Origin of the sequence: Oceanospirillum sanctuarii, assembly GCF_002150805.1 — a bacterium.
Taxonomy (GTDB): Bacteria; Pseudomonadota; Gammaproteobacteria; order Pseudomonadales; family Halomonadaceae; genus Oceanospirillum; species Oceanospirillum sanctuarii.
The window spans coordinates 436,821-448,556 of the sequence record NZ_MTBA01000003.1 but is presented as its reverse complement, the minus strand read 5'-3'; the positions used below and the strand labels follow the sequence as shown (position 1 = coordinate 448,556).

At 49.0% G+C, this 11,736-nt stretch carries 10 protein-coding genes; 4 read left to right on the top strand and 6 right to left on the bottom strand.

Features of this window, described 5'->3' with window-relative positions; all coding sequences use genetic code 11:
- Window positions 1-73 precede the first annotated feature (73 nt).
- Together BV405_RS05835 and BV405_RS05830 are read left to right on the top strand one after the other, a co-directional pair.
- Window positions 74-901: a DUF2971 domain-containing protein gene (locus BV405_RS05835; protein ID WP_086479916.1), complete on the top strand. Its 828-nt coding sequence runs from the start codon at window positions 74-76 to the stop codon at window positions 899-901.
- A 94-nt stretch (window positions 902-995) separates the two neighbouring features.
- On the top strand, window positions 996-1,484 hold the full coding sequence (locus BV405_RS05830) for a DUF411 domain-containing protein (protein WP_086479915.1): 489 nt from the start codon (window positions 996-998) through the stop codon (window positions 1,482-1,484).
- Between the two features lie 89 nt (window positions 1,485-1,573).
- Here the strand turns inward: BV405_RS05830 and ettA are convergent, their stop codons facing one another.
- The 3 genes from ettA to lpxL form a co-directional block, all read right to left on the bottom strand.
- The gene (gene ettA / locus BV405_RS05825; protein ID WP_086479914.1) at window positions 1,574-3,235 is read right to left on the bottom strand and encodes an energy-dependent translational throttle protein EttA; all 1,662 of its coding nucleotides are present in this window, start codon (window positions 3,233-3,235) and stop codon (window positions 1,574-1,576) included.
- Window positions 3,236-3,395: 160 nt separating this feature from the next.
- A complete protein-coding gene (locus tag BV405_RS05820; protein ID WP_086479913.1) occupies window positions 3,396-4,808 on the bottom strand; it encodes a hypothetical protein in 1,413 nt (470 codons plus the stop codon).
- A gap of 106 nt (window positions 4,809-4,914) precedes the next feature.
- Window positions 4,915-5,826: an LpxL/LpxP family Kdo(2)-lipid IV(A) lauroyl/palmitoleoyl acyltransferase gene (lpxL, locus tag BV405_RS05815; RefSeq protein ID WP_086479912.1), complete on the bottom strand. Its 912-nt coding sequence runs from the start codon at window positions 5,824-5,826 to the stop codon at window positions 4,915-4,917.
- 244 nt (window positions 5,827-6,070) lie between these two features.
- Between lpxL and BV405_RS05810 the strand changes: the two genes are divergently transcribed.
- The gene (locus BV405_RS05810; RefSeq protein WP_086479911.1) at window positions 6,071-7,492 is read left to right on the top strand and encodes a cache domain-containing protein; all 1,422 of its coding nucleotides are present in this window, start codon (window positions 6,071-6,073) and stop codon (window positions 7,490-7,492) included.
- An 88-nt stretch (window positions 7,493-7,580) separates the two neighbouring features.
- Here BV405_RS05810 and fabI read toward each other — a convergent pair whose 3' ends face one another.
- Together fabI and olsF are read right to left on the bottom strand one after the other, a co-directional pair.
- Window positions 7,581-8,348, bottom strand: a complete 768-nt coding sequence (fabI, locus tag BV405_RS05805) for an enoyl-ACP reductase FabI (protein ID WP_086479910.1) — start codon at window positions 8,346-8,348, stop codon at window positions 7,581-7,583.
- Between the two features lie 217 nt (window positions 8,349-8,565).
- Window positions 8,566-10,362, bottom strand: a complete 1,797-nt coding sequence (gene olsF / locus BV405_RS05800; RefSeq protein WP_245832247.1) for a bifunctional ornithine lipid synthase OlsF — start codon at window positions 10,360-10,362, stop codon at window positions 8,566-8,568.
- Window positions 10,363-10,577: 215 nt separating this feature from the next.
- On the opposite strand from olsF, the gene BV405_RS05795 reads away from it, so the two are divergent.
- A complete protein-coding gene (locus BV405_RS05795) occupies window positions 10,578-11,009 on the top strand; it encodes a PaaI family thioesterase (protein ID WP_217895577.1) in 432 nt (143 codons plus the stop codon).
- A gap of 16 nt (window positions 11,010-11,025) precedes the next feature.
- On the opposite strand, the gene BV405_RS05790 is transcribed toward BV405_RS05795, so the two are convergent.
- Window positions 11,026-11,694 carry a class I SAM-dependent methyltransferase gene (locus BV405_RS05790; protein ID WP_086479908.1) on the bottom strand — a complete coding sequence of 223 codons (669 nt, stop codon included), beginning with the start codon at window positions 11,692-11,694 and terminating at the stop codon, window positions 11,026-11,028.
- Window positions 11,695-11,736 lie beyond the last annotated feature (42 nt).

The following is an 11,736-nucleotide window of genomic DNA, read 5'->3' as shown; positions in this document are numbered from 1 at the left end:
ATCACTGCAAAGTGATCGGGGTTTTTATTAGGATATTTGGTAGCTGTAGATTTGAATGATAAGGAAATAATAGATGGAACATGTAAATGGAATAACAGGGGTTCCGATTTATCGTTATGAACCTATCGTTAAGGAAGAATCTGAGTGTCGAATTGAATCTCTGCGTGATGGCAGATTGTATATCTCAGATCCAGAAAGTTTTAATGATCCGTTTGATATTCAGTTAAGTATTCGAGACCTGTCTTATCGCAGTGGTTTTACAGAAGAAGAGTTAAACGCTGCATTGCAGGCGCTGTTTAAAGGTTATCAGCCTGTAAATGCACATTGGTTGTTTAATGAAAATATTTTAGAGGAGTTAAAGCTTTGGCTAGATGGAGGCTTTTCATCTCAAGAAAATATTATTCATCATGTTAAAAAGCACTTGAAAACTTTTGGTGTGCAGTGCTTCTCAAGCTGCTATGAAATCCCTTTAAGTTGGGCGCATTATGCATCCGGGCATAGCGGTTTTTGTATTGAATACGATCTGAGAAAAATGGAATTTGCAGGAAAGAATGGGCATGAGCTTCGTATGCACGATGTGACTTATAGCAGTTTGTTACCGGAAGTGTGCCTATCTGAAGTGTTGTTTACGCCTCATCAGGCAATCAAGAAGCTACTGGCAACAAAGACAATTGATTGGGCTTATGAACAGGAATTCCGCTTAGTTCATTTCACCAAAAAGGCTACGAAGATAGATATGCCGGAAGGTCTGCGTATGAACTCATTAATTGGCGGTATGAATATGTCAAAGGACAATTTTGAAAAGCTTAAGGGTGTCGGTAAAGAACTTGCTATACCTGTTTGTCGAATGCAAGGAAGCAGTCGGCCGGGCAGGCTCTGGGAGAGGGGGGATCCTGAATGATCGTGATGTATCGATTCGATATGGATCAATACATCCAGTAGCTTGTCTGATAGCGTAATACCAAGAACGCACACTTATTTCTGGAGAATCCCGGATGAAAAAAACTTTGTTAGGCCTGACCGCAGCGGCGATTATGGCAGTGACCAGCCCGTCGACACTGGCCGCTGATCCAGTCTGGCTGGAAGGGAAAAACGATCAGATTTACAGCATTAAGGTTTATCACAGTCCTAGCTGTGGCTGTTGTAAGGGCTGGATTGAGCATCTGGAAGATCACGACTTTCAGGTTGAATCGATCGAGATGAATGATGTGAATCCGATCAAGCAACAATACGGTGTACCTCAACAGGGGGCTTCCTGCCACACCGCTCTGGTCAATGGTAAGGTGATTGAAGGGCATGTGCCTGCGCAGGATATTAAGACGCTGTTGGCCTCACAAAATAATATCCACCTGCTGACGGTTCCGGGTATGCCATCCGGTGGTCCGGGTATGGATTTTGACGGTGCCCGTAAGGATGATTTCTCGGTTTATGCCATGGATAAAGCAGGCAAGGTGAGCACCTATAATCGCTATGAAGACTATTAGGGTCTGACATCAGATATAAAAAAAACGGAGCCCGGGGCTCCGTTTTTTGTTTGGCGATAAAGCCTTACGCGTCGATACGCTTGGCTCTATTACGCGTCGATACGCTTGTATTTCACACGTTTCGGCACGTCAGAACCGACACGCTTGTGGTAGTCCGCTTCGTACTCGGTGTAGTTACCGGTAAAGAATTCCACCTTGGACTCGCCTTCGTACGCCAGAATGTGCGTGGCGATACGGTCAAGGAACCAACGGTCGTGGGAGATCACGAAGGCGCAGCCCGGGAAGTTCAGCAGTGCTTCTTCCAGTGCACGCAGGGTCTCGATATCCAGATCGTTTGACGGTTCATCGAGCAGCAGCACGTTAGCGCCCTGTTTCAGGGTGTGTGCCAGATGCAGACGGCCACGCTCACCACCGGACAGATCTTTCACAAACTTCTGCTGGTCGTTGCCTTTAAAGTTGAAGCGACCGGCATAGGCACGGGACGGTACCTGATAGCTGCCGATGGTCAGAATGTCCTGACCGTCAGACAGGGCTTCCCAAACGGTTTTCGAACCGTCCAGATTTTCACGACTCTGGTTCACAAACGCCAGCTTCACGGTTTCACCGATTTCCACGGTACCGGAATCCGGCTGCTCTTCACCGGCGATCATCTTGAACAGGGTCGATTTACCGGCACCGTTACCACCGACGATACCCACGATAGCACCCTGAGGGATGCTGAAGTCCAGGTTGTCGATCAGTAGCTTGTCACCAAAGGCTTTGGAAACACCGTGGAAGTTAACCACCTTGTCACCCAGACGAGGTCCCGGTGGAATGTAGATTTCGTTGGTTTCGTTACGGGACTGGAAGTCCTGAGACTGCATCTCTTCAAAGCGTGCCAGACGCGCTTTGCTCTTGGCGTGACGGCCTTTGGCGTTGGAGCGAACCCACTCAAGTTCCGCTTTCATAGACTTCTGACGGGAAGCTTCCTGCTTGGCTTCCTGCTCCAGACGGGCTTCTTTCTGCTCCAGCCAGCTGGAGTAGTTGCCTTCCCAAGGAATACCGTGGCCACGGTCCAGTTCCAGAATCCAGCCGGCTACGTTGTCGAGGAAGTAACGGTCGTGGGTGATCGCCACAACAGTACCGGCGTATTCGTGCAGGAAGCGCTCCAGCCAGGCTACGGATTCTGCATCCAGGTGGTTGGTTGGTTCGTCCAGCAGCAGCATGTCCGGGTTGGACAGCAGCAGACGGCACAGAGCCACACGGCGGCGCTCACCACCGGACAGGTGTTCCACTTTGGCATCCCACTCGGGCAGACGCAGCGCTTCAGCAGCAACTTCCAGCTTACGCTCAAGGTTATGCGCGTCAGATGCTTCGATGATATTTTCCAGACGAGCCTGCTCGGCAGCCAGTTTGTCGAAGTCCGCATCCGGCTCAGCGTAAGCCGCGTAAACCAGATCCAGCTGTGCCTGAGCGTCTTTGATCTCTGAAAGCGCTTCTTCTACCACTTCACGAACGGTTTTGCTGTTATCCAGCACAGGTTCCTGTGGCAGATAGCCGACATTGATACCCGGCTGGGCACGGGCTTCACCGTTATATTCGGTATCCACACCCGCCATGATACGCAGCAGGGTGGATTTACCTGCACCGTTCAGACCGAGCACACCGATTTTTGCACCGGGGAAGAAGGATAGTGAGATATCTTTCAGAATCTCACGCTTCGGTGGGACAACTTTTCCCACACGGTTCATGGTGTAAACAAACTGTGCCATAGCAGCAAAATGCTCCTGGTAATAATCTTGAGAAGTAGCGTTGGGCAAAAGAAGGTCAGTTACGACCTGAATGGGCTAATGATACATCAGGGGGGGAGATATAACGAAGTAATGAAGGGAGACAGAACTCCCTTCATCAGAAAGCAAAGCGCAGGGCGTTTTACAGGTCAGCTAGCATATCCATTGGATACTTGATGGATACATTAAAGTTCACACCTTCATACTTATCATTTGTACCCATGATGTAGCCAGTTTCCATGTTCAGATCCATGGCCTTAGCAAAAGGTGTTGGGATATCGACTGATAGGAACAGGTTTGCACCTAGCCCATCCAGATACATAACATCCAATCCGTAAAAAATGTTCTGACTATGGTTAACGCTATTCATGACACCGCCACTTAGCAGGAACGCATCACCAAAACCAACTTTAGCACGGTAAACTAAGTCTACTTGTGTGCTTGAATCTTGCTGATAACCAAAGGTGTAGATACTGCCACTGGCATCTCCAAGGATACTGGTATTGAGGATACCGACTGAGAACTGATCTTTTCGTGTAGGCTCGATCTCTTCAACGTAATCACCTTCATTCATCATCGCTTTAGCTAGCGAATAATGGTTTGACAGAGATAGGCGCCCCTTAGAGAAGTTTTCTTCAACTTCTTCGATACGAATCTGGCCGACCTCTTCGCGGAAGGATTCACCGTCCTGAATATTCTTAACGTCTTTAAAGACCGCATAGTAAGAGCCTTCAGTCACACCGACTTTCTTGCCTAGGCTGATTGCGACTTTATCATCTAATGAGGAAACAATTTTTCCGCGATAAGCACTTGGGTTCTGATCTTTAGCACGTTCTACATTGTCTTCGGCTTGGATAGAAAGTCGGCCAAGGAGAACTTCGGCGGTAGCGTAAGTAGACTGTACCTCAAGAACTTTAATGATACCTGTTTGCTCTTCCAGCGCGCCGAAAGGTTCACCTTTAGCATTCAGCAGTTCCTTACCAGGTCGGAAGACACGAAATATCTCACCTTTTTTAACATTTGCGGCGGCACCGAGGTCGAAATAAACAAGCCCCTTTTCGGCTTGAATTACATGACCAACCTCTTTCAGAGATGTTTTTAACTGAAGAGGGAGCTGATACTCCAACTTCGAGACCAAAGACTCAGGAGAAACCTGACCATAAGCCTCAGTCCAGCTGAATACTTTCTCGCCGGACCTGGTGTTCCAGATACTGACATTAAGTTGAGTGCTGCTGGATGAGGATGATAGCCATCCATCACTACCTTCTTTTTTGTTATCCAGGGTTGCTTGAGCGAGGTATGGAATATTCTGTTGTGCGGCTGACGCTAATCGATCTGCCAGACTTGCCCCGTCTTCCAGAGGGGCAACACCCGTTGCATTAGACTCATATTTAGCGAGTGATTGTATGCTTGAAAAGAGAACCAGATTAAAGCTGGGTTCAATTTCTTTAAACTCTGGAGCGATGCTACTGTAAATCTTAATGTCATCAGCTGCATTGCTGAAAGTAGAGGCTAAGGCCAAAGAAAGCCCGGTTACCAGCGCTTTAATCTTCACAAAATATCCCCTTTCCATGATCGAATGATTAATTTGAAAGGAAGATATTAAAGGAAAAGCAGTGCTTTCTATATATGTATGAAGACTAAAGCATGAACCAGATCAATTAATAGAAGCCCTTGTCCCCTTCGGGGCGGGTTTTGAAGCGACGGTGCATCCACATATATTGTTCCGGGTGCTGTCTGATCAGGCCTTCAATAATGCTGTTGATACGACCTGCGTCTGCTACATCGTTACCGGATGGGAAGTTATCCAGCGCGGGGAAGTATTCCAGCTCGTAGCTGTTATCTTCAAGGCGACGAACGGCAAGTGGAACCGCTGCACAGCTGGTCATTTTGGCCAGACGGGCGGTCATCTTGATGGACGCAGCTTCAATGCCGAAGAAGGGAGCAAAGACGCTAACCTTGCGGCCAAAGTCCTGATCAGGGGAGTACCAGATCGCTCGACCGCTCTTGATGCGTTTCAGAGCCCCTTTCAGATCATGGCGGTCAATGGCGGCACCATAGATGCGTTTACGGGATCGGGTCATGATCCACTCGAAAACCGGGTTGTTGTGCTTACGGTAGAAGGTATCGATATCGAACCAGAGCTTGTTGATCGCTCCGGCCAGATCCAGCGTGCTGAAATGGATACCGATAATGATGGCACCTTTGCCCTGATTAAGTGCAGCCTGCAGATGCTCCGCTCCCTTGATGCGGCATTTTGGGCGTAAGTATTCGGGATCACGAAACCAGGCGGTGGCCGTTTCAAGAAGACCGATGCCGTTGGCGATAAAAACATCTTTGACCAGCCGTTTTTGCTCCGAAAGACTAAGCTCTGGAAAGCAGAGACTAATGTTAACCTCTGTTATATGACGACGGCTTTTAGCAAGAGCCCAAAGTAGATAGCCCAGTGCGCTGCCGATTCCGCGTTTCACCGGCCATGGCATAAAAGCAGCCAGCCAGATAAAAAAGAAGCCTGTCCAGGTTGGCCAGTAGCGCGGATGCCAGAAGCTTTCAGGGTAACGATTTTTAGCCATCAGATTTCCTTGGGATAAACAGTACAGGTATTTTAAAGTTACTGTCCTGAAGCGGCAAAGTTTTTACCCTTATACTGGTATTTCGACTAAGGTTAGCTACAAAAGTGCACACTTTGTAGGGATATAAAACAACCCCCTGCTTGAATTAAGATAAAGATGCATTAATCTTGAACCAAATCCTAATGATATACAGACAGTTAGCGCGTTTACAGGGACGGGAACGGAGCAACGGAGATTTCAGTGCATGAAGCGTACATCCATTTCGACCCGTGTCTGGCTGATTCTGGCTCTTTTTGCTGGCGGGATGCTGGCCAATTCCTACCTTGAAACTACAAATAGCCGCAATGCGATTCAAAGCTGCTACGAGGGGAATGTGCAGCATGTTGTTGATATTGCCAAGAGTATCCTTAAGCACTACCACGGCCGACAGGTTTCAGGCGAGCTCACTGAAGCTGAGGCTCAGAAACTTGCCCTAGAAGCGATTTCTGCGATCCGTTATGACGGTGGAAACTATGTCTTTATGGGCGATGAAGCCGGAATTTCCATTAGTAACGGCATTAAGGAGTTGGTCGGTACAAATATTCTAGGTATGCAGGACCCGACAGGGCTGCCCTTGGTACGCAATCTATACGATGTCGCAGCAAGTGGCGGCGGTTTTGTCGATTATCAGTGGCCTGATCCGGAAGATAAAAGTGTCCTGCTGCCCAAAACCAGTTATGCCGATTACTTTGCGCCCTGGCGTTGGACACTCGGTAGTGGCCTCAACCTGACAGCCTTACGTCAGGAAGTTGAGGATATTCAGGAATCCAGCCTGATCAACCTTGTTCTGGTGATGATTACCATCGGTGTGATCGTAATTTTCTTTGTTCAAAGTGTGAATGCTCAGATCCGAAAGCTGGTTTCTTCGATGAAAGAACTTGCCAGTGGTCACGGAGATCTGCACCACAGGTTGTCACTGGATGGTGGAAAGGAAGTTGCTGAAATTTCGGAGTCCTACAACCAGCTGGCATCCTCGCTGGAAGAGATGGCAAAGCAGGTACGTCAGGATAGTGAGCGTTTCCTTTCCGCGGTAGAACGTATGCAGCCGGATGCGGCTATTCATCGTCCGCAACTTTCTGATGAACTCACCCTTGATGGTATCCGTTCTCTGGTCAATCAGATCTGTACACAAACAGAGGCTCTTGAGTTAGCCCACGAATCGCTTAAAGAGATGGCCGAGCAGGATCCTGTAACCGGTCTGCTCAGTCCTCAGGCATTTGAGCTGAGGATGCGTGAAAGTTTACAGGCTCTGGATACCAATACCCCAAGCACCTTTGTGCTGGTAGGAATGAGTGTGCGGGACTCGGTACTGGCTCCTTCACAGGATCAGATCAATCTGGCCGCAGGTGTAGTGCGCCATATGTTGCCGAATGATGTGCAGGCCTGTTTCCTGCCGGATACGGGGTTTGTTTACTGGTCCAGTTTTACAGATGCATCCGAAGGTATGCGCCTTGCCGTTGCTCTGCAGCAACAGATCGAAGCAGAATTGGGTGATGAGCTGGATATCAGTCTGGGTATCAGCAGTATGCTGGGCAGTCAGAAGAGTTATGATCTGCTATACAGCGAGGCTGAGCGGGCTTTGATTCGGGCTCAGAAAGAAGGCGGCAGCCGGGTTTACGAATATTGATACCGCATTTAGTGCACTGAAAAAGATTCCGAAATAAAAAACGCGGCCATTGAAGCCGCGTTTTTTTATGATCATCAGCCGCGATTGCTTATGCCATGATGTGATGACCTGCATCCACATAATGCACGCCACCGGTAACAGCTGATGACAGCGGGCTGATCAGGAAAGTGGCCATATTGCCTACCTCTTCCGGTGTTCCCAGTCGATGCAGTGGTGAGTGGGTTTCAGCGCTTTCTACCAGCTTGTCAAAGTGATCAATACCGGATGCTGCACGGGTCATCATAGGGCCCGGGGATACACAGTTAACCCGGATGTTTTTCTCGCCCAGCTCAGCTGCAAGGTAACGCACAGAGCTTTCCAGAGCTGCTTTAATCGGCCCCATCATGTTGTAGTGGTCGACCACTTTTTCTGCGCCGTAGTAGCTCATGGTGATCAGAGAGCCACCATCTTTCATCAGAGGTTCTGCCAGCTTAGCCATACGAATAAAGGAGTGGCAGGAGATATCCATAGCCTTGCAGAAGCCTTCATTGGTGGAATCCACCACGCGGCCGTGCAGCTCATCGATAGGTGACCAGGCGATTGAGTGAATCACAAAATCGATTTTGCCCCAAGCTTCTTCAGCGGCTTTGAACAGCTGTTCCAGCTCTTCCTGCTTCACCACGTTACAAGGCATAAAGATTTTGGCATTAACCGCCTCTGCCAGTGGTTCAACGTGAGGACGGGCCTTTTCATTCAGGTAGGTCATCGCAATTTCAGCGCCGGCTTCATGCAATGCCTTTGCACAGCCGTAGGCGATGCTGCTTTCGTTAGCAACACCCACCACAATTCCCTTTTTACCTTCCAGTGATAACGACATTTCTCTTACTCCATATTCCATAGGTTGAGCAGAAGCTTTTGACTGTTAGCGAGCTTAATTTGTTCAGATGCCAAAGCATTGACAGCTTGGAGACGTTTTAATGACACCCGTTATTGTAGGGATATTATGGCTGATAATTTGTGCGCTTGCGAAAAATAAAAACCGCGCAGTCACTGAGTGATAGCGCGGTTCATGGTTCAGAAGGTTATGGGAGGATTCATGCTGCTGTCTGCGATGAGGATCTTTCCAGTCCTGCGGTGATATAGCGATCCCGCTTACGCTCTTTTACCTTATCAATCTCCACCAAAATCAGGCCGTCGATACAGTAACCGAAATCAGCATCCACACTGAAGTCGAGAAACTCAATGCCGCCCGGCTCGCAGAGTTCAGTGTATTGTTTATAAAGTGTTGGCACGGTAACGCCGAGATGATCCAGTTGCTCGCGCAGAATCAGGAAGTCTTCCTGCACATTGTCACCGGCGAACAGCTCATACATCTGCTGTTTCTCTGAATTGGCCAGGGTATAGGGTGCGTTTGCACGAGCCAGAGGATGAGCTGAACCGTAGTAGTGACTGTAGTAGTGCACAATGAGATCTTTTGCAGCCTGAGGATAGCTGTTGCTCAGGCTGACCGGGCCAAACATATAGCGCACTTCCGGATGGTGGCGCAGATACGCACCGATTCCAAACCAGAGATAGTCCAGACTGCGTTTGCCCCAGTATTTCGGCTGGACGAAGCTTCGACCCAGCTCAATGCCCTGCTTCAGCTTGGGTGTTAACCCATCAGACAATGAAAATAGCGTGCTGCAATAGAGGGCTTTAAGGCCTTCATTTTCGATTATGCGGTTCGCTTCTGCGATGCGGTAAGCGCCGACAATTTCCAACTCTTCCTCATCCCAGAGAATGATGTGTCGGTAGTAGTGATCGTATTTGTCCAGATCCCGTTTCTCGCCACTGCCCTCGCCCACTTTACGGAAGGAGATCTCACGTAGTCTGCCCAGCTCTTTCATCACCACCGAATCCCGGAAGCTGTCAAACAGATAGATCTGCTTGCCATCTTTGGTCTCACCCATCAACTGGGACTGTTTCAGCTCGCGGCGCAGAATGCGGCGGTCTTCCGGATGGGCGATGCATTTCTCGGTCTGGAACAGAGGTTTACGGTTTTTTGCCAGACGATAAACGTGCTTTTTCAGCAGCTTGATTTTGTCCCGGTTCGACAGCGAGTTGATATCCAGCTGTGACAGAGGAATCAGCTGACCGATACGAACCGGCAGGGAGACCTGATGGTGTTTGAACATCTCCCGCATCAGCATCAGAGTGCCGATCGGTTTTGCCAAGGTGGAAAGGCTGTAGAACAGAGATGAATTCCTACCGCCCAGATGAATCGGCAGAATCGGACTATTGGTCTTACGGGCAAAGTGCAGAAAGCCGCTCTGCCAGCGATTGTCTTTAATGCCGGCAGGGCCTGCCCGGGAAACTTCACCGGCGGGAAAGATAATCACAGCTTCATCATTTTTCAGAGCATCAACAATTCGCGCTGTGCTCTCTTTGTAGCCGGTCTGGCTTATATTATCCACCGGCAGTAGCAACGGCTGCAGCGGTGTGAACTGCATCAGAATGTCGTTGGCAACAATGCGCACATCCGGACGCACGCTGCGCACCAGTTTCAACAGAGCAAGCCCATCCAGTGTGCCGATGGGGTGGTTGGCAACGATAACCACGCGACCTTCGGTAGGGATGTTTTCACGTTCGTTTTCATTGATCGACAGGCTGAAGTCGAAATAGTCCAACACATGATCAACAAATTCCGGAGCTGTGGCATCCTGATGCAGGCGCATAAAGCGATTGATCTCGTGTTCCCGCGACAGCCAGCGCAGAAAACGAAACAGCCCGTTTTTGATCAGAGGGTTCCGGCGGGAGATCGCAGGAAATTTCTCGCTGACAATGCGCTCGATGTTGATTGCTTTTTCAGTCCCGGCTGGCGTTTCAATGCTGACTGCTTGTTCGCTATTCACCACAGATCAATCCTTTATTGACACTTTTGTGGTCACGTTAAGCAGATAGAATGACAGTAAGCTGACGCCCCGGTGTCGTTTTGATGACAAGCTGAGGCCGGTTATCTCTTGTCGGGCTGATGTCTGGTGAGTCTATGATTGGTTAACACTTTGATATGATGACGTTTTAAAAAGCGAACCTAAGTTTTAAATAGCAAGCTGAAAGGAGTATGACGTTGACTCAGGATCATTTTGAAAAACTGGAAAAAATGTACCTTTCCGGTCGGTGTAACGACCTTTATCAGCCGGAAATCAATGTCAGTAAGGGTGAAGCTGAGATCAGTTTTCAGATTCAGGAAAGCTTCTTTCACGCCGCTGGCGCAGTTCATGGTTCTGTGCTGTTTAAAGCGCTGGATGATGCCGCTTATTTTGCGGCTAACTCCATGGAGAAGCGTTTCTTTATGGTGACCGCAAGTTTTACCACCTACTTTCTCCGTCCCGTAAATAAAGGCCGTTTAACCGCTAAAGGTCAGGTGGTGAACCGGGGCAAGACTCAGCTGATTGCCGAGTCTGTGGTTTATGATGAGCGCGGTAAAGAGGTTGCCCGTGGCAATGGTGTCTTTGTCGCCAGTACAACGCCATTAAGTCCTGATGTGGGTTATGCCTGAATACTTTTAAACGCCATTACAGACGTTCGACGGGCTTTTGCAGGAGGACAACATCCTGATCGACAATGGCCAGTGTCAGGCCGTAATGCCCGGCGATCCAGTGAAACGTCCGGTCGCTGAAAAAAGTGATATGGGTCGGATCATTTTTATAGTGCCAGCGGCTGAAGGCGGTCTGATCGATAACCCGTTTGGTCATCAGTCCCAGCCAGCCACCCGGCCTAATAATAGGCAGGAGCTGTTCCAGAACCTCTTTCGGTGAAGAAAGGTGCTCAAAGACTTCGGTGCTGGTAATAAAATCGTATTCTTTGCTGAGAACATCCGGGTTATTGGCAAAGTAAGGGTCATAAACCGCCATGCTGTGTCCGGCTTCTTCAAACATCAGCGATAAGGTTGGCCCCGGACCGCAGCCAAAATCCAGTCCCTGACTAGCCGGAGCAACACGCTCAAGAACAGGCTGAGACATACGGCTGAGAAATTTGCGATAGCCGGCATCTTCCGGATTGTTCTCATGCTGCTCATAAACAGCTTTCTCTTCCTCGTGATCCAACTGCTGTTCTTTGGCTACAAGCACCAGATCGCAATTCCGGCACTGCCAGTAATCCCGCTTTTTATCCTGAGAATAATGCTGAATATCGCTACTCATGCAGAGTGGGCAGGTGTCGGGGCGGGAACAGGAGGCTGTCATAGTTTTCCGGATAAGGTCGTCTGATTGGATGAGAATTAGAGC

Coding starts and splice junctions, on each gene's coding strand:
- ettA (WP_086479914.1), bottom strand. CDS start 3,235: ATGGCACAGTTTGTTTACACCATGAACCGTGTGGGAAAAGTTGTCCCA.
- BV405_RS05830 (WP_086479915.1), top strand. CDS start 996: ATGAAAAAAACTTTGTTAGGCCTGACCGCAGCGGCGATTATGGCAGTG.
- BV405_RS05835 (WP_086479916.1), top strand. CDS start 74: ATGGAACATGTAAATGGAATAACAGGGGTTCCGATTTATCGTTATGAA.
- BV405_RS05790 (WP_086479908.1), bottom strand. CDS start 11,694: ATGACAGCCTCCTGTTCCCGCCCCGACACCTGCCCACTCTGCATGAGT.
- fabI (WP_086479910.1), bottom strand. CDS start 8,348: ATGTCGTTATCACTGGAAGGTAAAAAGGGAATTGTGGTGGGTGTTGCT.
- lpxL (WP_086479912.1), bottom strand. CDS start 5,826: ATGGCTAAAAATCGTTACCCTGAAAGCTTCTGGCATCCGCGCTACTGG.
- BV405_RS05810 (WP_086479911.1), top strand. CDS start 6,071: ATGAAGCGTACATCCATTTCGACCCGTGTCTGGCTGATTCTGGCTCTT.